The organism is Pontibacter oryzae (assembly GCF_003576375.1).
Classification (GTDB): domain Bacteria; phylum Bacteroidota; class Bacteroidia; order Cytophagales; family Hymenobacteraceae; genus Pontibacter; species Pontibacter oryzae.
In genome coordinates, this window is sequence record NZ_QWGE01000003.1 from 667,706 (window position 1) to 692,564 (window position 24,859).

Below are 24,859 nucleotides of genomic sequence, written 5' to 3' on the forward strand. Positions count from 1 at the left end.
ATACATGTACGATTTTCCTTACCACGAGAAACCACTCGAGAACCTGTCTTTTTTAGTAACCGGAGGCGCCGGCTTTATCGGCTCTAACCTTGTAGAGTACCTGCTCAAGTATAACGTGGGCAAGGTGCGTGTGCTGGACAACTTCTCGAATGGCTTCCGCAAAAACATTGAGCAATTTCTGGATAACCCTGCCTTTGAATTATTAGAAGGCGACATCCGCGACCCGCAGACCTGTATGGATGCCTGCGCCGGAATGGACGTGGTGCTGCACCAGGCGGCGCTGGGTTCTGTGCCGAGAAGTATAAACGACCCGATCACGAGTAACAACGTGAACGTGGGCGGCTTTGTGAACATGTTGGTCGCGGCCAAGGAGAACAATATCAAACGCTTTGTATACGCGGCCTCATCCTCCACCTACGGCGACAGCAAGGAGCTGCCGAAAGTGGAAGACCGCATCGGCAAGCCGCTCTCGCCGTACGCCGTGACCAAGTATGCCAACGAGCTGTATGCGGATGTATTCGGTAAAACCTATGGCATGGAGATTATCGGGCTGCGCTACTTCAATATTTTCGGGCCGAAGCAGGACCCTAACGGAGCCTACGCGGCCGTTATTCCTTTGTTTATTGATGCCCTGATTCATAACCAATCGCCGAAGATTAACGGCGATGGTGGCCAAACCCGCGATTTTACATTTGTGGAGAATTGCGTGCAGGCCAATATCAGAGCAGCGCTGGTAGAGAATCCGGAGGCTGTGAACCAAGTATACAACATTGCCGTGGGCGATAGAACCTCGCTGCTGGAGATGTTCAACATCCTGAAAGAAACGGCAGGAGCCGATGTGGAGCCTATCCATGGCCCAGACCGCCCCGGCGACATCCGCGACAGTCTGGCTGATACCTCCAAGGCGCAAGGCCTGCTGGGCTACGACCCGAAAGTACGCATTGGCGAAGGCCTGAAGCTAACTTTTGAGTGGTTCAAGCACAACCAGGAATTTATTTACAGAGATACCGATAAAGCAGCTGCTATAAAGTAACCTAAAGTATAAATAATATGAAGGGAATCATACTTGCCGGCGGCTCCGGCACCAGGCTGCACCCGCTTACGCTGGCCGTGAGCAAGCAGCTTATGCCGGTTTACGACAAGCCGATGATCTACTACCCGCTTTCCACGCTCATGCTGGCGGGCATCCGCGAGATCCTGATCATCTCCACGCCCCACGACCTGCCAATGTTTGAGCGCCTGCTGGGCGACGGCAGCCAGATCGGCTGCAGGTTCAGCTACAAGGTGCAGGAGGAGCCTAACGGGTTGGCGCAGGCCTTCGTGATCGGGGAGGAGTTTATCGGTACGGACAAGGTGGCGCTGGTGCTGGGCGATAACATCTTCTACGGCTCGGGCATGAGCAAGCTGCTGCAGGCTAACGCAGACCCGGACGGCGGCGTGATCTACGCCTACCACGTGCACGACCCAGAGCGCTACGGCGTGGTGGAGTTTGATGAGCAAATGAAGGCCATCTCGATAGAGGAGAAGCCCCGGGAGCCGAAGAGCAGCTACGCGGTGCCCGGTTTATACTTCTATGACAACGAGGTTGTGGAGATTGCCAAGAACCTGAAACCAAGCCCTAGGGGCGAGTACGAGATCACGGACGTGAACAAGGAGTACCTGAAACGGGGCAAGCTGCAGGTGGGCGTGCTCAACCGCGGCACCGCCTGGCTCGACACGGGCACCATCCAGTCCCTGATGCAGGCGGCTACCTTTGTGCAGGTGATCGAGGAGCGGCAGGGCCTCAAGATCGGGTGCATCGAGGAGGTGGCCTGGCGCATGGGATTCATCAACGGGGAGCAGCTGCGCGAGGTGGCTGAGCCGCTGCGCAAGAGCGGCTATGGCGAGTATCTGCTCCGGATGCTGAAAGAGAAAATATAACATGGAAGGCTACCTGAGAGGGTGGCCTTTTTACTTGTCGAGCAAACTTATAGATAGAGTATTCCTTCCTTAAGGTATATCAAAACCCTTCCCTCAAATTAAGAACCCCAGCAATAACCCGGTAAGTATAAGCACTGGCGCAGGGATTTTGGTGAACATGAGGAGGCAAAATGTAGCCACTACAATACTGAAATTGATGATAGTATTTTCGATGGGGTGATAGAGCAGAATGGCGGCAGCCACCACCATGCCCGAGCTCACGGCACTTATGCCCTCCAGCGAGGCACGCACCACTCTATACTTCTTCAGTTCATCCCAAAACCGAATCACGAAGAAGATCAGGAATGTGCCCGGCAAGAATATGCCCACCGTGGCCACAAAGGAGCCCAATAGTTGCCCGCCAAGGCCATACTCCCGCATGGCCAGGTTACCGATAAAGGAAGTGAAAGAGAAAGTTGGCCCCGGCAGCGCCTGCACAATGGCATAGCCCGACAGAAACTCCTCTCCGGTGAGGTATTCCTTAAAATCCACGAACTCGGAGTAGAGCAGCGGGATGAGCACCTGGCCGCCACCGAACACCAGGCTGCCGTTACGGTAAAAGTTCTCGAACAAGCGCACTGGCAACGATGAAGTATAGGCACCCAGCACAGCGGCTACCACTAGCACCGCCACATAAAGTATAAAGTTGGCCCACTGTATCTTGAGTTGCTTATCCTTTTCCATGGGGTGCTGCTTAAAGCGCAGCGCTGTTACGGCGCCTCCTGCAATCAGTAAGGCCGGAAATACCCACGGCGAAGAAAAGAAGTAGGCAAGTATAGCCGAAATCACCATCAGTACCACCGCTGTTTTGGTATGGATTACTTTAGAGCTGATCATATAGGCGGCATAGGCCACAAAGCCCACGGCCATGGGCTGAATAATGCGCAGAAACTCCAGCGAGATACCCTGTTCCTGCAAGTATGAAATAGCAAGCGCAGCCACGGCCATAATGGAGGCAGCAGGCAAAATCCAGATCAGGAGGGTGAGGTATGCTAGGTTGGGCCCACCGATCTTAAACCCGATGGCGGTGATGGTTTGCGTGGAGGTTGGCCCCGGAAGTATGGAGCAGAGGGCGTTGAGCTCTATCAGTTCCTGCTCGGTAACATAGCGGCGCTTATCCACGAGTAGCTTAAACATGAGGGCAATATGCGCCTGTGGCCCGCCAAACGCAGTGAGGGCCAGCAACAGTACGTCTTTTAGGAAGATGTAGTAGCGCAAACTCATAATCGCATAAAAATAAAAAAAGAGAGACAGCTTTTCAGCCGACTCTCTTTTTTATAGTAAATTTTTATACTTAGGCTTTTTTAAGACCCAGCTCAATCAGGCGCTCATTCAGGTACTCGCCTGCGGTTGCATCCGGGTAAGCTTTAGGGTTTTTCTCATCAATGCAACTCTCCAGGCAGGTAAGGTCCATTTCGGAGCGTGGGTGCATAAAGAACGGAATAGAGTAGCGTGAGGTGTGCATCAGCTCGCGCGGCGGGTTAACTACACGGTGGATAGTAGACTTCAGCTTGTTGTTGGTCAAGCGCGCCAGCATGTCGCCCACGTTCACGATCACCTGCTCCGGCAAGGCCGTTATCGGAATCCATTGGCCATCGCGGCGTAATACCTGCAGGCCATCGGCGCTGGCACCCATTAGTAGGGTGATCAGGTTAATGTCGCCGTGCTCGGCAGCTCTTACCGCATCAGCCGGTACGCTGTCCGGGTTCTCGATCGGGAAGTAATGGATAGGGCGCAAAATGCTGTTGCCATACTTTACTTTCTCATCAAAGTAGGTTTCCTCTAAACCTAAATGGATGGCAATGGCACGCAGCACTTGTTTGCCGGCTGCCTCTAGCTTGCGGTAAGCCTCCAGCGACACGGTTTTAAAATCAGGAACTTCTTCTGGAAAGATATTTTCAGGATACTCTGCCTTAATCGGGTCACTGTCTGGAATGTCGCTCAGTTCTTGGCCCACATGGAAGAACTCTTTCAGGTCGCCGGTGTTAAAGCCTTTGGCCTTTTCTTTTCCTTTACCAATGTAGCCGCGCTGGCCGGCAAGCTCCGGGTTCTCATACTTTTGTTTTACCTCGTCTGGCAAGGCAAAGAACTCTTTAGTGGCTGCGTAAAGCTGTTCTGTCAGCTTGTCGCTAAGGCCGTGGTTGCGTAGGGCTATAAAGCCGATATTCTGATAGGCATCGCCTAACTGCTTTACAAACCGAGCCCTTTTTTCTGCATCTCCAGAGGTGAAATCCGCCAAGTCAAGGGAAGGGATCTCGTCAAACAAAATCTCGCTCATATTATTCTAGCGTATACTTTTTTGTGATGTTCACGTACTTCGCAATATACGAAGAAAATCACTAAATTAGCTGAATTGCTAACCAAACACTTTATACATGAAAAAAACGTATTTACTCCTGGCCTCAGCCGCAATGCTCTGCTTTTCTGCCTGTGATACTGCACGCCAGACGCAGGAAGCCGAAACACAGCAGCCTAATGAGGGCACGGTGAGTGAAGGCCCGGAACCCGTAGGAGCAGTAATGAGTAAGAATGGCCTCCGGGTTTTTGCTTTTGATAATTCGCAGCGCTACCCTGAGTCGCAGTTGCGTTTAAACACGCCCGCTGCAAACAGCGTAGTGGAGCCCGGCCCCGTGCAGTTCTCCTATACGTTATCTAACTACCAGCTCACGCGCATGACGCCGCACTCCAATGCAGACCACATGGCCAACTCGCAGCAAGGGCAGCACATCCATAACATCGTGGATAACGAGCCCTATACAGCACACTACGAGACTGAGTTCACCAAAGACATTGCGGAAGGCGAGCACGTAATACTTTCGTTCTTATCGCGCTCATACCACGAAAGCCTTAAGCACAAAGGCGCTTATGACTTGCGCAAGATAACCGTAGGCCGCCCGGCACAGCAACTGGATATTGACTTGGATGCCCCGCACATGTTCTACAGCCGCCCGAAAGGCGAGTATGTTGGTAAGGATACAGAGCAAGTGATGCTGGATTTCTACCTGGTAAATACTAACCTGTCTACTACTGGCAACAAAGTGCGCGCTACCATAAACGGTACCGAATTTATGCTTGACCGCTGGATGCCATACATTATGGAAGGCTTGCCAATGGGTGAGAATACCGTTAAGCTAGAGCTGATCGGCAACAATGGCAACGTGCTGCCTGGCCCATATAACAGCGTAACCCGTACGTTTACCCTAAAGGCGCAATAATATTTATCGCCTTAAAGTATTACCTAAAAGGCCCGGTTCTTAAATGAGCAGGGCCTTTTGGGTTTTTAGGGAATATGCCGCAGAATATGAGTTGCACTTGTATCCGAAGTATACTTAACTTAACCCGGAGACAAAGAGCTATGACTATGGCAGAAAGTATAATTGAAGACGAAGTATTTGAGCGGGTTGACTATACAAATCGTGCGTTGCCAAAAGGAGAGTATGAGCACTGCACCTTCCTGAACTGCGATTTCTCAGGCTCCGACCTGGCGGGAGTGGTTTTTATGGAGTGCACATTCCGGGAATGTAACCTCAGTATGGCAAACCTCCGCGGCACGGCGCTGAAGGATGTGAAGTTCAGCAATTGCAAGCTTTTGGGCCTGAGCTTTAACAATTGTAGCAGTTTTTTGCTGTCGGTTGGGTTTGAGGACTGTGTGCTTAACCTGGCATCGTTCTACAAGCTAAAACTGAAGAACACCGCCTTTAAAAACTGTAGCCTGCGCGAAGCCGATTTTACCGAAGCCGACCTTACCAAAGCCAGCTTTGAAAACTGCGACCTGGCCAGTGTCACCTTCGATGGCTCGGTGCTAGAGAAAGCTGACTTCCGGATGGCATACAACTACTCTATCAACCCCGAGAATAACCGCATGAAAGGCGCACGCTTTTCGGCTGATGGCTTGGCTGGGCTGCTAGATAAGTATAAACTGGTTATTAGCTGAGGCTTATGCTGCACCGTATAAATCTGCATAAACAAAGAGGCCGCCTCAGTAACTGAGGCGGCCTCTTTGTTTATTGTATACTTTACTTTTAATTACTCTTTCGGCTTACCAGAACTGCCTTGGTCGCCGGGGTTGGCAATGTTGTTGCGCATATCAGTATCAGACTGGATATTCTGCATACGGTAGTAGTCCATAATGCCTAGGTTGCCGTTGCGGAAAGCCGCCGCGATGGCCTGCGGCACCTCCACCTCGGCTTGAATTACGTTAGCACGGGCTTCCTGTGCCTTGGCTTTCATTTCCTGCTCCACGGCTACGGCCATAGCGCGGCGCTCTTCGGCTTTAGCCTCCGCTACACGCAGGTCGGCTCCGGCCTGGTCTATCTGAAGTTTGGCGCCAATGTTTTCACCCACGTCAATGTCGGCAATATCAATCGAGAGAATTTCGTAGGCCGTGCCCGCATCGAGGCCTTTCTGCAATACCAGCTTCGAGATCATGTCCGGGTTTTCGAGCACGCTCTTATGTGAGGTAGAAGAACCGATAGAGGTTACGATACCCTCGCCAACACGGGCCAGAATCGTTTCCTCGCCAGCACCACCCACCAATTGCATAATATTGGCGCGCACCGTTACACGGGCCTTGGCAATCAGCTGAATGCCATCCTGGGCTACGGCTGCCACATTTGGCGTATTAATTACTTTCGGGTTTACCGAAGTAGTTACGGCCTCAAACACGTTACGGCCCGCAAGGTCTATGGCGGTTGCCTGTTTAAACGATAGCGGGATGTTAGCTTTGTCAGCAGAAATAAGCGCTTTGATAACGTTTGGCACGTTACCGCCAGCCAGATAGTGCGTTTCCAGTTCGGTGGTGGTTACGTCGATGCCGGCTTTGGTGGCGTTGATCATGGAGTTCACGATCAGGCTTGGCGGCACCTTCCGGATGCGCATGAACACGAGCTCCAGCAGGCCTACTTTCACGCCCGAGAACAGCGCTGTTATCCATAGGCTGATCGGCACGAAGTATAAAAAGATGATGAGCAGGATAATTCCGCCTGCCACTAAAAATAATACGGATAGGTTTTCCATCTGAAAAGGGTTAGGAGATTGCTTCTACAATTATCTTGTTTTGGTTAAGCCTGATAATGCGCACGGGTGTGCTTGGCGCTACAAACTCGCCGCGGGTTTGCACCTCGTGGTGGCGCTCGGCAAACAGAGCAGTGCCTTGGGGCCGCAGCGCAGATACGGTCTTGCCAGTGACGCCCACTTCCAGGGTGTGCTGGTGGTCTTCGTTAACGCGGCCTTTATTTTGGTTTTTCAGGGCAAAGCGCGCCCAACTATCCGACCGGAAACTATAGAAAAAGGCCAGGCCACTTATCAGCACAGTGGCTCCAAGTATGATATGGCCTGTTTCGGTGCCCAAGGCTGCGTAGCCAATCCAGATGCCGATAGCGGTAAGTATAAATCCCAGCACGCCTACTATGGTAGTGCCCGGCACAAATATGAGCTCCACCACTACAAGTAGCAGGCCGATGCCGATGAGCAGTATTACCGTTATCCAGTCCAGTAGCATAAGTTTGTGTGCTTGTTAAGTAAATATAGAGATTTTTAGATAGAATTACGAATTACGAATTACGAATTACGAATTACGAATTACCGTTTGTTATGCAACCCTATCTCGTGCGCGGCAGAGTTTTATACTTCTGCAACTTAAATAGAGTAGTTATACTTATATCTACGGATTCTGGGTGGTGTAGGCATGAATGCTGTAATGCAAAAGCGCCGCCTGCTTGTGTGCAGGTGGCGCTTCAAGTATAAATATGTTAAAGCCGATCAACAATCAGCCACAAACAAGCAGCAATTAATACGCTTTGGCAAAGTATACGCGCTGTTTGCTTGGCTTGCCAGTTAGCATGTCCACGCCTTCTTCTTCCTGCGTATCCAGGGCGATGCAACGGATAGTGGCTTTAGTCTCTTCCTTAATGCGCTCCTCTGTTTCTGGTGTGCCATCCCAGTGAGCCAGTACAAATCCACCCTTGTTTTCCAGCACGTCCTTAAACTCTTCGTAGGTATCAACTTTGGTAGTGTGCTCCTCGCGGTAAGTAAATGCCTTGTTGTAAATATTCTCTTGGATCTCGTCTAGCAAGGCAGGGATATAGTTGGCCAAGCCGGCGAACTCCTGTGAGCTTTTCTCTTTGGTGTCGCGGCGGGCAATTTCGGCAGTGCCATTTGCCAGGTCGCGTGCCCCGATGGCTACGCGCACCGGCACACCTTTCAGCTCCCACTCAGCAAACTTAAAGCCTGGTCGCTCTGTGTCGCGGTCATCATACTTTACACTTATGCCTTTAGATTCGAGTTCGCGCTTCAGTTGGTGTACTTTCTCAGATATCTGTGCCAGCTGCTCTTCGCCTTTATAAATCGGCACAATTACAACCTGTATCGGAGCCAGCTTTGGAGGAAGCACAAGCCCCTCGTCGTCGGAGTGAGCCATAACCAGGGCGCCCATCATGCGTGTGCTCACGCCCCACGAGGTGCCCCATACATATTCTAAGCCGCCTTCCTTGGTAGCATACTTCACATCAAACGCTTTGGCAAAGTTCTGGCCCAGGAAGTGAGATGTGCCTGCCTGCAGTGCTTTTCCGTCTTGCATCAGACCCTCGATGCAATAAGTGTCTAGGGCGCCGGCGAAGCGCTCGTTTGGTGTTTTAACGCCTCGGATAACCGGAAGCGCCAGGTACTGCTCAGCAAAGGTGGCGTATACTTCCAGCATTTGCTCTGTCTCGGTTACGGCTTCTTCGGCGGTGGCGTGAGCCGTGTGGCCTTCCTGCCACAGGAACTCCGCTGTGCGCAAAAACAGGCGCGTGCGCATTTCCCAGCGTACTACGTTTGCCCACTGGTTTACCAGCAGGGGCAGGTCGCGGTAGCTTTGGATCCAGTTTTTATAAGTGCTCCAGATAATCGCTTCGGAGGTAGGGCGTACAATCAGTTCCTCTTCCAGTTTGGCGGCTGGGTCAACGCGCAGCTTGCCGGCTTTATCCGGGTCGGTTTGTAAACGGTAATGGGTTACCACGGCGCACTCCTTGGCAAAGCCTTCTGCGTTCTGCTCCTCGGCCTCGAACAAGCTTTTGGGCACAAACAGCGGGAAGTACGCATTCTGGTGGCCGGTTGCCTTAAACATATCATCCAGCACACGCTGCATCTTCTCCCAAATGGCATAGCCGTATGGCTTGATCACCATACACCCGCGCACGGCTGAGTTCTCAGCCAGGCCCGCCTTCTTCACTAGCTCGTTGTACCACAGAGAGTAATCTTCGCTTCTTTTAGGTAACCCTTTGCTCATTTTTCTTTAATATTATCTTATATGGCTAATTTATGATGCTTTTGGAACAAAGTTTGCAGCGTTAGTATGAGGGCTGGACATCATTCCGGCCCAAAAATACGTTAATATATTATACTATGATAAGGTTTTGCCCCATTGTGTGCTTATCTTTGATATAGAACCAGTTAATCCCAGCAGAACAACAGCAGAAGGCCATGAAAAAGTATACGATTTTTACCATAGCCCCCGCGCTCGCTTTACTGGCAGCTGGCTGTAGCAGCCCCACTGCAATGCAATCGTCGGAGTACGACGATATGTATTACAGCTCAGCCGACCAGACCGTGTACGTAGAGCCGGAGGCACAATCCTCGGGGCGGGCTTACCAAACTTATAACGATAACACCTCCGCTTACAGCAACGATCAGCTTGCCGAAGGAGAGGTGCTTAACCCGGAATACTCCGATAACTCTATCACTCAAAATTATAGCGGCGATGAGTATTACGATGGGCGCGATTATAACCCTCGCGATAACTGGTATCGGCCTGATTACTCTTTCGTAGATCCTTATTGGGGCGCAGCTTATGTGCCTCGCCGCGCAAGTTATGCCTTTTATGATCCTTTCTACGACCCGTTTTATTACGATCCTTTTTACTATGATCCTTTCTGGGGGCCATCGCGCTACAGAAGCGGCCTGACAGTAAGCATTAGCTACGGTGTAGGATGGGGCGGTGGTTTTTATGGCTATCCGCGTTACGGGTATAGTAACTGGTGGCCAAACAGCTATGGGCACGGCTTTTATAATGGCTACTACAGAGGCTATGCTAATGGCTATTACGCCCATAACCCATATAATTGGTACCACGACAGACCCGTTGTTTTTGGCAAGGCTGCTAAAGTGCAGTATGGGCCACGCGACAGCCGCAGAACCTCTGTGGATAACAGCAGTGCCGCCGGGCGCCCAGATAGAGGCCGTGTAAACCGTGGTGAAAGCACGGGGCAGCAGCAAACAGAGGGAGTGGTCGGCCGCCAATCGCGCAGCAGCCGCAGTACAGTATCTCCGGCCAGAGGCACTGAGTCTGCTAAGCCCTCGTTGCCAAGCAGGCCAAGCCGCAATACTACGGTGCAGCCCCGTGAGCAAAATGTACAGCCACAGCCAGAAAACGCTAACCGCAGCCGCCGCACCCGTGAGTATACGCCAAGCCGTTCACCGGAGCAACGCGAAAGACCAGCACGCACTATTGAACGCCGACCGAGCCGCACGATAGAGAGCAGACCAAGCCGTACCATAGAAAGCCGGCCGAGCCGGACTTTTGAGAGCCGCCCAAGCAGCACGCCATCACGCACTGTTGAGCGCAGCAGCAGTTCATCGTCCTCTTCTTCGTCTGGGGAGAGTAGCGGGCGATCATCAAGAAGAGGAAACAATTAATCTAGCATAAACTTCCTATAAGCATATGAAGAAGACACTTTTGGCCAGCCTGGCGCTTTTGCTGGGCTGGGGTGGTACTGCTTTTGCCCAAACCGAGGTAGACGCCCTGCGCTACTCTCAGACCGGGGTATCAGGTACTGCGCGCATTCAGGGTATGGGTGGCGCCCAAACAGCCCTCGGAGCAGATATTTCCAGCCTTTCCGGCAACCCTGCGGGTTTGGGCATGTTCCGCCGTTCTGAGTTTACTATTACGCCGGGCATCCAGTCTGCTAACTATAATAATTCAATAAGACTGTCAGACGGTTCCTCTGAACGTAGCACAGGTAGCAGCAGTAATTTTGTCTTCCCGCAGCTAGGTGTTGTCATATCCAACAGAAAAGGCGACAGCGATGGCAGCGATTGGCGCGGTACGACCTTCGGGATTGGCATAACCAGGCTCAATGATTTTAATGAGCGTTATACTTCCTATCGAACTAATACAAATATTAATGGGGAAATGTATCAGCAAAAGTATGGTCAGTATCTAGAAGCTATGAAAGCTTGGGAGGATAATAATTTTGAAGGGGCAATGCCGCTTATATCTGAGTTTGATCCTACGATAGTTGGATACTTTGCTGATTTAGCAGAGTATAATGCAAGGACAGAAGCTAGTTTGAATCAAGAATACGATGATGGAATTACGTCGTTGGAAGGCTTAGCATACGGAAGCTTCTTGTTTGGGTATAATAATGATGGATATATTCTGCCTGAGTATAGAAATGGTCTAATAACACATCGCGAGGAAATTATCAGAAAAGGATCTCAGAACCAGATTGACATTGGAATAGGTTCCAGCTACAAGGACAAGCTATATATAGGCGCGTCGCTTGGCATCGTAACCGTGGATTTCTCGCAAGAAACCATTTACACAGAATCCGAAGGCGACCCAACCACACCCTTTGCCAGCTTAGAGTACAGAGATGAGTTTTCGACTACGGGTGCAGGTGTAAACCTTAAAGTGGGTATGATTGCCCGCCCGATAGATGCGCTTCGGTTAGGTGTGAGCGTACAAACCCCAACAGCTTATACATTTGACGACGATTACCAGCGCTCCATAATAACAACCTTTGATGATGGGATAGAGGGCGCAGCAGAAGTGCCCGGGCAATTTTCTTACCGTTTGGTAACTCCCTTTAAAGCAACGGGCGGCGTGGCTTATTTCATTGGTAAGTATGGCTTTATCACCGCCGATGTGGAGTATGTAGATTATGGCGACGCGAAGTTCCGCGAAGATGATGACTTCTCGTCTGGCGGTTTTTTTGATGACATCAACAACGGTATAGCAACAAACAACAGATCAGCAGTAAACTATAAATTAGGCGCTGAGGGTAGATATGATGTGTTTCGGTTGCGAGCAGGCTATGCATATAATGCCGAGCTTGATAACGGCTCCAGTTACAGAGATGGGTTCATTAACTACAAGTACGGTGCCACCAAGCATTATACTTTAGGGGCTGGTGTAAGGCTGCAAAAATTTTATGTGGATGCTGCCTATGTGCACTCACAGCAGGATCAAGTATATGCGCCTTTCGTGAGCGGTACCAGCTACTCACCGTATACCTTTAAAACAACCGGGGAGCCTGCCGTGAACATCGATAAAAAACAGAATACAGTGCTTGTAACGCTGGGCTTTAACTTCTAACGGCCCGAGTATAAACCAAAAGCGGCAGTCCATTTACATGGGCTGTCGCTTTTGGTTTAAGCTTTGTGAGCCAGCGTTAAAGTATGAGCAGCTCTCCGGGTCATTCAATCAATTATCCATTCAAAACTATTCAAACCCCAGGTATGGTTTTGGATGTGCTATTATGGCGAAACCACATTATTCTTCTAACTTAGAGGAGCAAAAACTAAACTTCAACTAAAAACATGCATATCAGACTTAGATCAAACCTTTTGGCTGCCATGCTTCTGTGTTTTGCCTTTGTGGCGCAGGCGCAGCAGAAGAAAGATATAACCCTGGAGGATATCTACAAGAAAGGTACTTTCCGTAGCCAGTCGGTGTACGGCGTAAACTGGATGAACGACGGCCGCTACTACAGCTCGCAGGTGCCGGATGCCACCAACAAAGTATACGACATCGTAAAGTATGATGTAACTACCGGCAAGCCCGTAGCCACCATCATCGAAGGCGAGAACCTGGTACCAACTGGCAGCAACCAGCCAATTCAGTACGACGATTATACCTTCTCTTCGGATGAGCAGAAGGTGCTTTTTTCTACCGATACCGAGCAGATCTACCGCCGTTCTTCCAAGGCAGAGTTCTACATCTACGACATCGCCTCTAAAAAACTGACCAAGCTGAGCGACGGCGGCAAGCAACTGTATGCCTCTTTCTCGCCGGATGCCAAGCGCGTTGCCTTTGCCCGTGGCAACAACATGTTCGTGACGGACCTGAGCAGCATGCAGGAAACGCAGATTACCACGGATGGCAAGTTCAACGCCATCATAAACGGGTATGCGGACTGGGTGTATGAGGAGGAGTTCTCTTTTGCCAAAGGCTTCCACTGGTCGCCGGATGGTAAAAAGATAGCTTTTTATACTTTTGATGAGGCCAACGTGCCAGAATTTAACATGCAGATGTGGGGCGAGCTGTATCCGCAGGATAACAAGTTTAAGTACCCGAAAGCCGGCGAGGCCAACTCTACAGTAAAAGTATCGGTGTATGACGTGAACAGCGGCAAAACCGTGAAAATGGATACCGGCAACGAGGCCGATATCTACATCCCGCGCATTAAGTGGACGAACGATGCCAACCTGCTGTCGATCCAGAAGATGAACCGCCTGCAGAACACATTGGAAATTCTGCACGCCAACGCTACCACCGGCAAAACCAGCGTGGTGCTGAAGGAAACCGACAAAGCCTACATCGACATCACCGACGACCTGACCTATCTGAAAGATGGCAAGTATTTTATCCACTCATCAGAAGTAAAAGGCTACAACCACCTGTACCTGTATAGCATGAACGGTAAGCTGGTGCGCCAGATCACGGATGGCAACTGGGAGGTAAGCGAGTACGTGGGCTACGACGAGAAGAACGACCGCCTGTACTACATGTCTACGGAGGTGTCGCCGCTGGAACGCCACTTGTACAGCATCAGCAGCAAAGGCAAAAAGAAGCAGCGCCTGACCGACAAGGAAGGAACGCACCACGTGAACATGAGCAACGACTTTACCTACTACTTGGACTATTATTCGGCTGCCAACCAGGTGCCTACCGTTAGCCTGCACACCGCCAAAGACGGAAAACTGATCAAGATGCTGGAGGATAACCAGAAGCTGCAGAACACACTGGCGCAGTATGACCTTGCCAAGCAGGAGTTCTTTACCATGAGCACTTCGGAAGGTAATAAGTTGAACGGCTGGATGATTAAGCCAACCGATTTTGACCCGAACAAGAAGTACCCGGTGCTGATGTTTGTGTACGGTGGCCCGGGCTCGCAAACGGTAACCAACAGCTGGGGCGGAAGCAACTACCTATGGTACCAGGTGCTGGCCGACAAAGGCCTGATTGTGGTGAGCGTGGACAACCGCGGTACAGGTGCCCGTGGCGCAGACTTCAAGAAAGTGACCTACGCCAACCTGGGCAAGTATGAGATCGAGGATCAGATTGAGGCTGCCAAGTGGTTAGGTAACCAATCTTACGTAGATAAAAACCGCATCGGTATCTGGGGCCACAGCTTTGGCGGCTACATGACGCTGCTGGGCCTTACCAAAGGCGAGGGCGTGTTTAGAGCGGGTATCTCGGTGGCTCCGGTTACGAACTGGAGATTTTACGATACCATCTACACGGAGCGCTACCTGAAAACACCACAGGAAAATGCTGCAGGGTATGATGATAACTCCCCGCTGTTCTTTGCCGACAAACTGAAGGGCGAGCTGCTGCTCATCCACGGTACCGGCGATGATAACGTGCACTTCCAAAACGCAGTGGCCATGCAGGATGCCCTGATCGATGCCAACAAGCAGTTCGAGAGCTTTTACTACCCGAACCGTAACCACGGCATCTATGGAGGCAACACCTACATGCACCGCTTCACCATGATGACTGACTTCCTGGAGCGCAACCTGATCAACCCGAAAGGGGAATCTGTGAACCAGTAAGCATATCGTATAAACCAAAGTATAAAGGCCTGCCGGAAACGGTGGGCCTTTATACTTTACAAAGGATCTGAAAGCTACTGTTGCCTGCTTGCGCTGGAGATTAAAGTATAAAGCTGTTGTTTTTCTGCTTGCGTAAGAGGCAGGTTGGCGAGCTGTGCATACAAGGCATCTAGGGCGGCCGGGTGCTTGCAGGAATGCAGCGCAATCGTAAGTTGGCGCATAAACGAGGCCATGGCATCGGACTGGCTGGTAAACCTGTTTAGTATTTGAAGCAGCAGGTTGGTAAGCTCGTTGTTGTTATGGTCGGGGTACCGCAGGCTGTGGTCTATCTCGCTCCAACCTTCCTCAAACAAGGTGCGCAGCTGTATCTCGGCAAAGTATCGCTGCCTGCCCGGTTGGGTCTCTATCACAAAGTGCACAGCCTTATATCCCGAAGGGTGCGGCATTATCTGGCAACCAAACCTCCCGAAAGTATGGGGCACTAGGTTGCTCTCGCTGCTAACCACATAGGCGTATGGCGGCCTTTTAAGCTGCCAATGCTTGTTTATGTAATGCCCGGTTTTTGCCCAGTGCCCCTTGTACAGGTGCAGTACCCGCATGCCTATCAGATCGTTAATCAGGTGCAGGTATGTATGGCGGTTAAAGTGGCGGTTTGGGTACTCCCGTTTCTTTCGGATGATCTTTTTGAGCAGGTGCTGTGGCTCTTTCACCCTGAATTTTATACTATGCACATGGCTTGCTCCCTCCAGTATCCGGGAAATATAGATGGCTGTATCAGTGAGTTCGGCTTGCCTTTGTACATAGTCCTGGTAAATGGCCAGTAACTCGTGCGGGTTTATATGCAGTGCGCGCAGTTCCTGCTCACTTTTGTTAACAACGGAAAGTATGAATGATACAGTGGCGGTATGGGCAGGTTTGTGTTGGCGCATTACAAGAGGGGTTTAGTATGGCCCTCCTGTAAATTATAATCCGTTTTGGGTGGAAATGTTGCGTAAAGGCGTAACTAGCTGGGTTATAGCTTTACGCAAACGTTTTGCGGCTCGGTAAAGAAGCGCAGCGCCTCAAACCCTCCTTCGCGGCCCACGCCGGAGCTTTTCATGCCGCCAAAGGGTGTGCGGAGGTCGCGCAGCAGCCAGGTGTTCACCCAAACAATACCGCTGTGCACCTGGTGCGCCACGCGGTGGGCGCGCTGCAGGTTCTGTGTCCAGATGGTGGCGGAGAGGCCGTAATCGGTACAGTTGGCATAGCGAATCACTTCCTCTTCAGAGTCGAAGGGCGTGAGCGTAACCACTGGGCCAAATATTTCCTCGGTGTTGGTGCGGCAATCTGGTAGCAGGCCCTCTATAACGGTTGGCGCTATAAACCAGCCGTTGGCGCAGCGGCCCTCAACCTGCACCTGGTGCCCACCGGTAAGTATGATGCCGCCTTCCTGTTTTGCGAGCGCAATATAAGAAAGGACTTTTTGCATGTGCTGCTCCGACACCACAGCGCCCTGTTTGGTTCCGTCCTCCAGGGGGTCGCCTACGGTCAGTTTATTCACTTTATCCACAAAAGCCTGTTTAAACTGTTCATAAAGCGGCCGCTCCACAAAAATGCGAGAGCCGCATAGGCAGATCTGGCCCTGGTTGGCAAACGAGGAGTGGATAGAAGTATGAAGCGCGTTGTTAAAGTCGCAGTCCGCAAATATGATATTCGGGTTTTTTCCGCCCAGCTCCAGTGAGAGCTTTTTGAACATGGGTGCGGCCGTGGCGGCAATGCTACGGCCGGTTTTGGTGCCACCTGTAAAAGAGATAACAGGCACCTTAGGGTGCGAGACAATGGCTGCCCCCACTTTATGCCCATAGCCATGCACAATATTCAGTACGCCAGCCGGCAGGCCAGCTTCCATGCATAGCTCCGACAGCAGGTAGGCCGTCATGGGGGTTACTTCGGATGGTTTGGCCACTACGCAGTTGCCGGCGGCCAAGGCAGGCGCTATTTTCCAGGTGAACAAGTATAGCGGCAGGTTCCAGGGCGAGATGCAGCCCGCCACGCCATGCGGGTGCCGCACGGTATAGTTAATGGCCTCGGTGCCCTCCATGTAATGCGCCTCTGAGGCAAAGTGCTGGATAGCGGTGCCGTAAAAGCGCATGTTGCTGCTAGCCCTCGGTATGTCTACGGTCTTGGCAAGTTTCAGCGGTTTGCCGTTGTCTATACTTTCGGCTTCGGCCAGGCGGTCCAGGTTCTGGTCTATCAGGTCGGCGATGCGCATCAGCAGCTGGCCGCGCTTTTCGGCTGGCGTTGCGGCCCATGCCGGAAAAGCAGCCTGTGCCGCCTTCACTGCCTGCACCACATCCTGCTCATCCGAGTCGGGGATGTACGCGTAAAGCTCGCCGGTTGCCGGATTATAATTATCGATGTACTGCCCGGCAGTGGGTTCTATCAATTGGCCGTTTATATAGTTCTGGAGCTTCACGGATGAGAAATGATGAATTAAGAGTTAAGAATTGTGAGGCATTTATTAGCTTGAAAACCTGCGACGTATGTGCTTAATTTGCTTAAGTATACCGTTCCTGAATGGTGCTAGCGAAACATGTACTATAACAAGCGATATAAAGAACTTAATGAATGAGGAGTAGTCAGGCGCAATATTAAAATGCTTATTCAGATACATCAGGAACACGGTAAGGTTCAGGCATATCATATGGAATACATATTCATCATTGCTTATACTGTACCACTTCGATAAAAGAAAAATTGCTGCCAGAAAACCTCCATTAAATAATAGTGCCGCCAATAACATCTCTAAAACCTAATCACCTACAAACACCCTGTTCGGCCACCATCTACGGGCAGGTTCACGCCATTAATATACGCCGCTGCCGGCGATGCCAGGAACGCGGCTGCGGCGGCCACCTCTTCAGGGTCTGCAAAGCGGCGGGCTGGTATTTCGGATTCCATACTTTGCTGCACCTCGCGCGCACTCATCCCGGATTTCTGTGCCCGGCTTTCGATGATTGCCGTAATGCGGCCTGTGTGGGTAGAGCCCGGCAGCACGTTGTTTACTGTAATGCCGTATTGCCCCAGCTCGTTTGCCATGGTTTTGGCCCAGCTCGCTACGGCGCCACGGATGGTGTTAGACACGCCTAGCCCATTAAGCGGCTGCTTTACCGAAGTGCTCACAATGTTAATGATGCGGCCATACTTGGCAGCCTTCATGTAAGGCAGCACGGCTTGCGTAAGCTGATGGTTATTGACCAAGTGCTGGTTAAAAGCATTTAAAAACTCTTCGGTATCAGCGTCTGCAATGGGGCCACCCGGAGGGCCTCCGGTATTGTTCACCAGAATATGCACCTGTTGCAGCTCCTGCAGGCGCACGCGCACGGCCAGGTCTACCTCGTATGGGTTGCTGAAATCGGCCACTACATAATCATGGTGTTGGCCTTGCTCGCCATCCAGCTCCTGGAGCACGCGCTGTAGTTTACCCTCGTTTCGGGCTATAAGGGTGATGCTGGCGCCAAGCTGGGCCAGCTCCAGGGCTACAGCTTTGCCAATGCCCTGTGTGCTGCCGCATACCAAGGCGCGTTTGTTCTTCAGGTTTAAGTCCATAGGTTAAATGTACGGAAATATGCTTAAAGATGTAAGGGGGCAACTAAGGTATAAACTATCATATATGCCGGCTTTTTCGTACTTTCATACTATTAACCAAGATATGCTACACGTATGGCTATAAGCAGACCTTTCAACTTTAAGCAGTGGATAGATGAACACCGCCACTTGCTAAAACCGCCGGTAGGCAACCAGCAGGTATTTAAAGGCAACGACGATTTTATAGTGATGGTGGTAGGCGGACCTAACGCACGCAAGGATTACCATTATGACGAAGGTGAGGAGTTCTTCTACCAACTGGAAGGCGATATTGTGCTCAAGATAATTGAAGACGGCAAGCCCGTAGATATTCCGATCAAGGAAGGGGAGATATTCCTGCTGCCGCCACGCGTGCCGCACTCGCCCCAACGCCCGGCCAATACGGTGGGGCTGGTAATGGAGCGCTACCGCAAGCCCGGCGAGAAAGACGGCTTCTTGTGGTTCTGCGAAAACTGCGGCAACAAGCTCTATGAAGAGTATGCCGACGTAACCGACATTGTTGGACAGCTGCCTGTTATCATGGGCCACTTCTGGGATAGCCTGGAGCACCGCACCTGCAACAATTGCGCAACCGTTATGGAGCCACCGGCAAAGATGTAAGACGTTAGATTTTAGACATTAGTCGTTAGATAAAGATCATTGTATGATTTTTATAAAGGCAGATTTGCTGCTTGAGAGAATTGAAACGGAACCAAAGGCGCTAAGATTCGAACCTGCCTCAAGGCTCAGTAAAGTCCTTCGCCTGAAGTCTAAAATCTTACGTCTTATGTCTAAAATCTAAAATAAACTTTACCCTTTTGTATGCCAGAAAGCAAACAGCCTATACTTACCGCCGACAAGCTGCTGAAGATAGACATCCATACGCATATCCTGCCTGCTACCTGGCCCAACCTGCGAGAGCGCTACGGCTATGGCGGGTTTGTACGGTTGGAGCACCATAAGCCTTGCTGTGCCCGCATGATGATGGATGACAAGTTCTTCCGGGAGATACAGGACAACTGCTGGGACCCACAAGTGCGCATGCACGAGTGTAGCCAGCACCGCGTTGGCGTGCAGGTGCTAAGCACAGTGCCCGTTATGTTTAACTACTGGGCCAAACCCGAGCATACGTACGACCTGTCACAGATCCTGAACGACCATATTGCTGGCATTGTGTATGACTACCCGGACCGCTTTGTGGGCCTGGGCACCTTGCCCATGCAAGCCCCCGACCTGGCCATTAAAGAACTGGAGCGCTGCATGAAGGAGTTGGGCATGGCCGGTGTGCAGATCGGTACGCACATCAACGACTGGAATCTGGAGGCACCGGAGCTTTTCCCGGTTTTTGAGGCGGCAGCAGAGTTGGGCGCGGCGGTTTTTGTGCACCCCTGGGATATGTATGGTAAGGAGAAAATGAGCAAATACTGGCTGCCCTGGCTGGTAGGAATGCCCGCCGAAACAAGTATGGCTATCTGTTCTATGATCTTTGGCGGTGTGCTGGAGCGGCTGCCTAACTTGCGGGTGGCGTTTGCCCATGGCGGAGGCTCTTTCCCGGCAACTATTGGCCGCATTGCCCACGGCTTTGAGGTGCGCCCCGACCTGTGCGCCATTGATAACAACGTAAACCCCCGCGAGTACCTCGGCAAATTTTATCTCGACTCATTGGTGCACGACCCCGCCGCGCTGGAGTATCTGGTAAACTTGGTAGGCGCCAACAGCATTGCCCTGGGCACCGATTACCCGTTTCCGCTTGGCGAGCTGGAGCCCGGCAAACTCATCGAATCTATGCCGTACGACCAAGCAACCAAAGAGCGTATGCTGAGCGGCACCGCGCTGGAGTGGTTAAACCTGAAAAAAGAGCGGTTTGTGCCTAAGCAGAAAAGCGAGAAAGTATAAGCGCCGCTCATAAGTATAGTTACTCATACTATTTCTTCAAAGTGGTATGCCTGCTTTATTAAAATACTTGAATATTCATTTATATTTGGTTCTTTAAAATCATACTAAAGAGAACCTTATAAATGAAATTCAAACTTTTACTTTTTCTCCTGTTGTGCGCTACAGCCGGGTTTGCACAAATTAACAATCAAGCCGGAAACCTTACCTTGCAAGACGGCAAGGAACTGCAGGGCACCCTGACTTATTACTCCGACTCGCCTAACAAAATTATTTTTGAACAACAGCAAGGCTCAAAAGAAATCTATACTCCTAAACAAGTTCAGCAGATAAAGCTAAACAGCGGGGAGAAGTTTGTAGCGCGCCCATACGTGCACCGAGATAGCCTGCTTCTGTTTCAGGTGCTGGTAGAGTCACAGGCAATGAGCCTTTACGTTCGGGAGGAGAGAGGAGATAAAATCTTCTATGTTTCCAAGGATGATGCGATGTATAGACTTGAAAACAATGAGATTATAGAAAGTGAGGGCGGCACCACACACAAAAGAAAGGATAACAAATACATTAGCACCCTAAGCACGTTGATGCCCGACAGGATGGATCTGGTAGAAAAGCTGTATAAAATTAAGCTGATAGAGAGTGACTTAGCGGCAATTGTTACAGGGTATAACAAAGGCGAAACCTCATACTTCTGGAATTCAGGGAAAAAGCTAACAGAAGATTCGAACTGGGTCTTTTTTGCTCAATATAGCCAGTTCGGGTCTATTTTCGGCGACCGCACCATAGCAAGGTCCACAGGGCAGGTAATGGGCTTGCAGTATTACATCTTTAAAGGCGGGCGCTATTCCTTTAAGTTCTCCGCCGATTACAACCGGTTTTACCTGAACAAAGAAAACTTGACGTTCAAAGGCCTTGGCATCCGGTACCAGCACGACCTGAAGAAGACAGATAGGTTTAACTTATACTTTCAGTTGCATTTAGCGGATATAGGCAGGCTAGACAGCGAAGGTGAGTGGCCTAACCCGCCCAGCGAGAAGAAGACAGTATTTTTACCTAGGCTAAACCCGAGCTTGGGGGCAGAGGCCAAGGTGCTTCCACGAACGGCTGTCTATGCTGAGCTCAATAATATTATTTTCATCGAAAATATCCCGCAATCGTTTAGCGTAGGCCTGAAGTATGACTTTGGGGCCGCTGCCTGGTAAAGTTGTGCCATCCCGTGAAACATTTCTTAACTTAGCTGGATTTAGAAGTATAGGCTGCTACTGTAGCCAAAGTATAAAACTTGCACACGTATGAATTACCAAAATAACCTCGCCTTTGCGCAGGAACAAGACAAGCACGACCCATTACACTATCTGCGCGACCAGTTTTACTTTCCGCAGGTAAACGGCAACGATGCCATTTACTTTTGCGGTAACTCCCTGGGCTTGCAGCCAAAATCGGCGCAGCGTTTCATAGACCATGAAATGTACAAGTGGGCCAACCTGGCCGTAGAGGCGCACTTTAAAGGCGAGGAGCCCTGGTATAACTATCACGAGCTGCTTGGACCCGGTGCGGCCCGCGTGGTAGGCGCCAAGGAGAGCGAAGTGGTGATCATGAACCAGCTGACCGTGAACCTGCACCTGATGCTGGTGTCGTTTTACAGGCCGGAGGGCAAACGATTTAAGATCATAACCGAAGGCGGCGCTTTTCCATCGGACCAGTATGCCCTGGAGACCCAGACCAAGTTCCACGGCTACAACCCCGGCGAGGCTATTATTGAGCTGTTCCCGAGAGAGGGCGAGCACACGCTGCGCACCGAAGACATCCTGGCAAGTATAAAAGAGCACGGCGAGGAGCTGGCCCTGATCATGATGGGTGGCATAAATTACTACACCGGACAGGTGTTTGATATGCAGGCCATTACCAAAGCAGGCCACGAGGCAGGCGCGCTGGTAGGTTTCGACCTGGCGCATGCCGCCGGTAACATTCCGCTGCACCTGCACGATTGGGACGTGGACTTTGCCGTGTGGTGTACTTATAAATACCTGAACTCGGGCCCGGGCGGCACCTCGGGCGTGTATGTGCACGAGCGCTTCGGCAACGATAGCAGCATTCCGCGCTTTGCCGGCTGGTGGGGCCACGATGCCCAGGAGCGTTTTAAAATGCAGAAAGGCTTTAAGCCGATGCAGGGCGCACCCGGTTGGCAACTCAGCAATGGCCAGATTCTGACTATGTCGGTGCACCGTGCAGCCCTGGAGCTGGTAGACGAGGCCGGCGGCATGCAGGCCCTGCGCGCCAAAAGCGAAAAGCTAACCGGTTACCTGGAGTACCTGATCAACGACGTGGAAGTAGGCAAAGATGTGTTGGAAATGATCACGCCAACAGACCCAAGTGCCCGCGGCTGCCAGATATCGCTGCTGGTTAAGCAGAACTCACGCCTGCTCTTTGATAAGCTGATGGAGGCCGGCATTATTGTGGATTACCGCGAGCCCAACGTAATTCGCGTAGCCCCGACGCCACTTTACAACAGCTTTGAGGAAGTATACCGCTTCTCCGAAATCCTGCACGAGTGCCTGGAAGGCACAGTGGGCAGATAGCAAGTATAAACTCACAAAAAACCGAAGCGGCTGGCAAAGTATAATGCCAGCCGCTTTTGGTTTTTGAAAAAGTTCTAAAGTTACTCCATTGTAAGCACAACCCTGAAACGGGCCTTATTTGTAATCATTTGCTCGTAAGCTTCCTCTGCTTTCTCAAGGGGGTAAGTTTCTATCATAGGCACAGTCTTGCTTCTGGCGCTAAACTTCAGGGTGTCCTCAGAGTCTTTAGCTGTGCCACTGGGCCAGCCTGTTATCGATTTCCTGCCCATAATCAGCTGTAAAGGAGTTACTTTTACAGGGTCTACGGTTGCGGCAAGTGCCATTAGCTTTCCATTAATAGCCAGGCCATCAATCAAAGAGCTAATAGCATCACTATTAGGGGCGGTAGCCATGATAATATCAGCGCCTCCCAGCTTTTGCAGCTCTTCTACCACATTATGGTCTTGTTCATTCAGAAATACATCCGCGCCAAGCTCCATAGCTAAGTCGTGCTTACTGTTTGTGCCGGAAATGGCAACCGTATAAAAGCCCATTTTTTTAGCATACTGCACCGCCAAATGCCCAAGCCCGCCAATACCCTGCACGGCCACTATTCCCCCAGGTCTGACACCCGAGTTGCGCAGCGAGTTAAAAACTGTAATACCCGCACAAAGCAAAGGGGCAGCTTCGGCAGAGGACAGGTCGTCGGGTATAGAAGCTATTGCTTCTTCTGGTGCTACCATGTACTCGGCATAGCCGCCATCGTAGGAGATACCGCATACTTTGCCCTTTTCGCAAAGCACAAAATCACCGCGGCGGCACTGTTCACATTCAAAGCAATGGCCCCCGTGCCAACCAACGCCCACGCGCTGGTTTACTTCCCACTGCATGACGTTTGCGCCTACTTTCTCAACAATACCAACCACCTCATGACCAGGCACGCGAGGGTAATCAATACCAGGGAAAGTGCCATCCTTTACCATGGCATCGCTATGGCAAATACCGCAGGCCTGTACCTTGATAAGCACTTCATTGTCTGCCGGTGTAGGAACAGGTTTTTCCACTACTTCAAACGGCCCTCCTGGAGATTTTACTTGTACTGCTTTCATAGATAATGCATTATAACGTAAGGTTTCCCAATTTTAACGGCTTCAATACCTTTGGGTTACTTACGCTGTAGACCATGAGGATGAAAGGGAGCTGCATTGTAAAATAAAAGAGCATATTGCCATAGCGCCACTTTACGACAATACTAAAGGTACGTGCCGCTTCTTGAAGCTTCGTGCGTACAAATTATTACCTATAATTTAGTGATAATGTGCTTATTTGGTATAGTAAATACCAACGTCATCTTTTGAGTTGCTAGAGAGTTTGAGGAGTGCTGAGTAGTCTCTGCAATAGATAGTTTAGAGAGGCAGGATATTGTGTTATCTTTCGGCAGTTTATACTTAGGTCTCCTAAACATGACATCTACCCCGTCTTATTCCGCAAGGGCTGCTTTTGCAGCTGAATTTAAGCCGCTCGGTGCGTTAATGGTACAGGCGTATGCACAACTGCCAGATTTCCCAAAACCCGATGAGCAACCAGCTTATTACCGCATGCTTGCCAACATCGGGGAGTTTGCCCAGAAGCCTGGCGCCGAACTTTTGGTTGCCGTTTCGCCGGAGGGCAGGCTGGCTGGAGGGGTGGTATACTTCAGCGATATGCAGTATTACGGTTCCGGCGGTACGGCCACGAAAGAGCCAAATGCCTCGGGCTTCAGACTGCTAGCTGTAGACCCATCCGTTAGAGGGCATGGCATCGGCAAATTACTGGTTGATGCGTGTATCTCCAGGGCTAAAAGCAAGCAACATAAGCAGCTAATTATACATACTACCAAAGCCATGCAAGTAGCCTGGCAGCTATATGAGCGCATGGGCTTTAAAAGGGCCGAGGAACTGGATTTTATGCAGGGGCAGCTCCCTGTGTTTGGCTTCAGGCTAATGCTTGGGGTATAATTGCCAGATAGCCTGTGGGGGAGAATGGCAAAA

The 24,859-nt window shown here is 50.9% G+C and carries 21 protein-coding genes; 12 read left to right on the forward strand and 9 right to left on the reverse strand.

Going from position 1 to position 24,859, the window contains the following annotated elements:
* Window positions 1–4 precede the first annotated feature (4 nt).
* Both D1627_RS11670 and rfbA read left to right on the forward strand, forming a co-directional pair.
* Window positions 5–1,033, forward strand: a complete 1,029-nt coding sequence (locus D1627_RS11670; RefSeq protein WP_119432406.1) for an SDR family oxidoreductase — start codon at window positions 5–7, stop codon at window positions 1,031–1,033.
* A 17-nt stretch (window positions 1,034–1,050) separates the two neighbouring features.
* Window positions 1,051–1,920, forward strand: a complete 870-nt coding sequence (gene rfbA, locus D1627_RS11675) for a glucose-1-phosphate thymidylyltransferase RfbA (RefSeq protein WP_119432407.1) — start codon at window positions 1,051–1,053, stop codon at window positions 1,918–1,920.
* A gap of 93 nt (window positions 1,921–2,013) precedes the next feature.
* Here rfbA and chrA read toward each other — a convergent pair whose 3' ends face one another.
* Together chrA and D1627_RS11685 are read right to left on the reverse strand one after the other, a co-directional pair.
* Entirely contained in the window at window positions 2,014–3,183 is a 1,170-nt protein-coding gene (gene chrA / locus D1627_RS11680; protein ID WP_119432408.1) for a chromate efflux transporter, read from the reverse strand.
* Between the two features lie 70 nt (window positions 3,184–3,253).
* Window positions 3,254–4,237, reverse strand: a complete 984-nt coding sequence (locus tag D1627_RS11685) for an isopenicillin N synthase family dioxygenase (protein ID WP_119432409.1) — start codon at window positions 4,235–4,237, stop codon at window positions 3,254–3,256.
* 97 nt (window positions 4,238–4,334) lie between these two features.
* Here D1627_RS11685 and D1627_RS11690 point away from each other — a divergent pair, with 97 nt between their 5' ends.
* Together D1627_RS11690 and D1627_RS11695 are read left to right on the forward strand one after the other, a co-directional pair.
* Window positions 4,335–5,174: a hypothetical protein gene (locus D1627_RS11690; RefSeq protein ID WP_119432410.1), complete on the forward strand. Its 840-nt coding sequence runs from the start codon at window positions 4,335–4,337 to the stop codon at window positions 5,172–5,174.
* A gap of 146 nt (window positions 5,175–5,320) precedes the next feature.
* The gene (locus tag D1627_RS11695) at window positions 5,321–5,893 is read left to right on the forward strand and encodes a pentapeptide repeat-containing protein (RefSeq protein ID WP_119432411.1); all 573 of its coding nucleotides are present in this window, start codon (window positions 5,321–5,323) and stop codon (window positions 5,891–5,893) included.
* Window positions 5,894–5,985: 92 nt separating this feature from the next.
* On the opposite strand, the gene floA is transcribed toward D1627_RS11695, so the two are convergent.
* From floA to proS, 3 genes are all read right to left on the reverse strand, one after another.
* Window positions 5,986–6,975, reverse strand: coding sequence for a flotillin-like protein FloA (gene floA, locus D1627_RS11700; protein ID WP_119432412.1), 990 nt, complete (start codon window positions 6,973–6,975; stop codon window positions 5,986–5,988).
* Window positions 6,976–6,985: 10 nt separating this feature from the next.
* Complete coding sequence (locus D1627_RS11705; RefSeq protein ID WP_119432413.1) at window positions 6,986–7,459, reverse strand: NfeD family protein; 474 nt, start codon at window positions 7,457–7,459, stop codon at window positions 6,986–6,988.
* Window positions 7,460–7,747: 288 nt separating this feature from the next.
* Window positions 7,748–9,226: a proline--tRNA ligase gene (gene proS / locus D1627_RS11710; RefSeq protein ID WP_119432414.1), complete on the reverse strand. Its 1,479-nt coding sequence runs from the start codon at window positions 9,224–9,226 to the stop codon at window positions 7,748–7,750.
* Between the two features lie 194 nt (window positions 9,227–9,420).
* Between proS and D1627_RS11715 the strand changes: the two genes are divergently transcribed.
* The 3 genes from D1627_RS11715 to D1627_RS11725 all read left to right on the forward strand — a co-directional run bounded on the left by D1627_RS11715 (window position 9,421) and on the right by D1627_RS11725 (window position 14,775).
* Entirely contained in the window at window positions 9,421–10,632 is a 1,212-nt protein-coding gene (locus D1627_RS11715; protein WP_147383284.1) for a hypothetical protein, read from the forward strand.
* A 25-nt stretch (window positions 10,633–10,657) separates the two neighbouring features.
* A complete protein-coding gene (locus tag D1627_RS11720; RefSeq protein ID WP_119432416.1) occupies window positions 10,658–12,313 on the forward strand; it encodes an OmpP1/FadL family transporter in 1,656 nt (551 codons plus the stop codon).
* A 224-nt stretch (window positions 12,314–12,537) separates the two neighbouring features.
* Window positions 12,538–14,775 carry a S9 family peptidase gene (locus tag D1627_RS11725; protein WP_119432417.1) on the forward strand — a complete coding sequence of 746 codons (2,238 nt, stop codon included), beginning with the start codon at window positions 12,538–12,540 and terminating at the stop codon, window positions 14,773–14,775.
* Window positions 14,776–14,849: 74 nt separating this feature from the next.
* Here the strand turns inward: D1627_RS11725 and D1627_RS11730 are convergent, their stop codons facing one another.
* The 3 genes from D1627_RS11730 to D1627_RS11745 all read right to left on the reverse strand — a co-directional run bounded on the left by D1627_RS11730 (window position 14,850) and on the right by D1627_RS11745 (window position 18,363).
* A complete protein-coding gene (locus tag D1627_RS11730; RefSeq protein WP_119432418.1) occupies window positions 14,850–15,704 on the reverse strand; it encodes a RelA/SpoT domain-containing protein in 855 nt (284 codons plus the stop codon).
* A gap of 83 nt (window positions 15,705–15,787) precedes the next feature.
* Window positions 15,788–17,230, reverse strand: coding sequence for an aldehyde dehydrogenase (locus D1627_RS11735; protein ID WP_119432419.1), 1,443 nt, complete (start codon window positions 17,228–17,230; stop codon window positions 15,788–15,790).
* 344 nt (window positions 17,231–17,574) lie between these two features.
* Window positions 17,575–18,363: an SDR family oxidoreductase gene (locus D1627_RS11745; protein WP_119432421.1), complete on the reverse strand. Its 789-nt coding sequence runs from the start codon at window positions 18,361–18,363 to the stop codon at window positions 17,575–17,577.
* A 114-nt stretch (window positions 18,364–18,477) separates the two neighbouring features.
* Here D1627_RS11745 and D1627_RS11750 point away from each other — a divergent pair, with 114 nt between their 5' ends.
* The 4 genes from D1627_RS11750 to kynU all read left to right on the forward strand — a co-directional run bounded on the left by D1627_RS11750 (window position 18,478) and on the right by kynU (window position 22,850).
* Window positions 18,478–19,002 (forward strand): 3-hydroxyanthranilate 3,4-dioxygenase, encoded by a 525-nt coding sequence (locus D1627_RS11750; RefSeq protein ID WP_119432422.1) that lies wholly within the window; start codon window positions 18,478–18,480, stop codon window positions 19,000–19,002.
* Between the two features lie 201 nt (window positions 19,003–19,203).
* Window positions 19,204–20,277: an amidohydrolase family protein gene (locus tag D1627_RS11755; RefSeq protein WP_199688422.1), complete on the forward strand. Its 1,074-nt coding sequence runs from the start codon at window positions 19,204–19,206 to the stop codon at window positions 20,275–20,277.
* A 122-nt stretch (window positions 20,278–20,399) separates the two neighbouring features.
* A complete protein-coding gene (locus D1627_RS11760) occupies window positions 20,400–21,473 on the forward strand; it encodes a hypothetical protein (protein WP_119432423.1) in 1,074 nt (357 codons plus the stop codon).
* Between the two features lie 90 nt (window positions 21,474–21,563).
* Window positions 21,564–22,850: a kynureninase gene (kynU, locus tag D1627_RS11765; protein ID WP_119432424.1), complete on the forward strand. Its 1,287-nt coding sequence runs from the start codon at window positions 21,564–21,566 to the stop codon at window positions 22,848–22,850.
* A gap of 80 nt (window positions 22,851–22,930) precedes the next feature.
* Here kynU and D1627_RS11770 read toward each other — a convergent pair whose 3' ends face one another.
* A complete protein-coding gene (locus tag D1627_RS11770) occupies window positions 22,931–23,938 on the reverse strand; it encodes an alcohol dehydrogenase (protein WP_119432425.1) in 1,008 nt (335 codons plus the stop codon).
* 354 nt (window positions 23,939–24,292) lie between these two features.
* Between D1627_RS11770 and D1627_RS11775 the strand changes: the two genes are divergently transcribed.
* Window positions 24,293–24,826, forward strand: a complete 534-nt coding sequence (locus D1627_RS11775) for a GNAT family N-acetyltransferase (protein WP_119432426.1) — start codon at window positions 24,293–24,295, stop codon at window positions 24,824–24,826.
* Window positions 24,827–24,859: the final 33 nt, after the last annotated feature.